Raw genomic sequence first — 1,045 nt, forward strand, 5'->3', positions numbered from 1 at the left:
ATACTGCAACACGGCCTTTATGGCCTGTCATATGGCAGTTATCACAACCAGCGCCCTGATAGAATACTTCATCCTCACTCAGACCCAAAGCTTTCCGTACAATAGGGGATACCTGCTCTTCTTCCAGGCAGTGAGGACAATTCCGTTTAACAAGTCTTTGAGCCAGTACCGCTAGTAGCGTTGCATTTAGGAGATAGGCTTGTACGCCGATTTCAAGTAGACGGGTAATGGTCGAAGCGGCACTGTTGGTATGTAAGGTTGATAACACCAAATGCCCTGTAAGTGAGCTTTCTACTGCCATTTTAGCTGTTTCTTCATCTCGTATTTCACCGATCATAATGGCGTCTGGGTCGTGGCGAAGAATATTTTTGAGTGCACGTGCAAAGCTATAATCTATGGCATTGTTGACCTGGATTTGCAGAATATCATCGATATGGAATTCAACCGGATCTTCAACGGTGATGATATTGATTTCACGTTGTTTGATGGATTCGAGTGCCGCATAAAGTGTGGTGCTTTTTCCGGAGCCAGTAGGGCCGGTCACTAAAATCAGGCCACTGCTTTTGTTAACGAGTTGGGTAAACAGTTCCGAGTCTTTTTCATTGAATCCTATGGCATCGATATTATTGATACTGGTCGAAGTATCGAGGAGACGGATTACTACGCTTTCTCCATGAATAGTCGGCATGATCGATACGCGCAAATCAATCGATTTATCTTTGCTAGTGATTTTGGTCCGACCATCTTGAGGCAAACGATGCTCAGCGATATTCATTCCTGAGATAATCTTGATACGGGCAACAGCGGCAGGCAACATTTTAATATCAAAGTTGCGTATTTTTAGCAGACTGCCATCAATACGGTAGAGAATATCAACGCTTTTTTCTTTGGGCCTGATATGTATGTCTGATGCTCTGCGGGTTACCGCATCGGCGATCAAATTATGTATTAGCTTAACGGTTGGTTTATCTGATGCGAGCTTTATAGCTTGTTGAGCTTCCCAGCTATTGCTCAAGCTGGTGCTGGGCATATCCTTTAGAACATC

1 protein-coding gene is annotated in these 1,045 nt (G+C 44.1%); it reads right to left on the bottom strand.

Annotated features, from left to right (window positions below; translation table 11 throughout):
* On the bottom strand, nucleotides 1-1,030 hold a 1,030-nt coding region (locus A3761_RS10790), incomplete at its 3' end, for a GspE/PulE family protein (RefSeq protein ID WP_197473013.1).
* Between the last annotated feature and the right edge of the window lie 15 nt (nucleotides 1,031-1,045).

Source organism: Oleiphilus sp. HI0123, assembly GCF_001635315.1.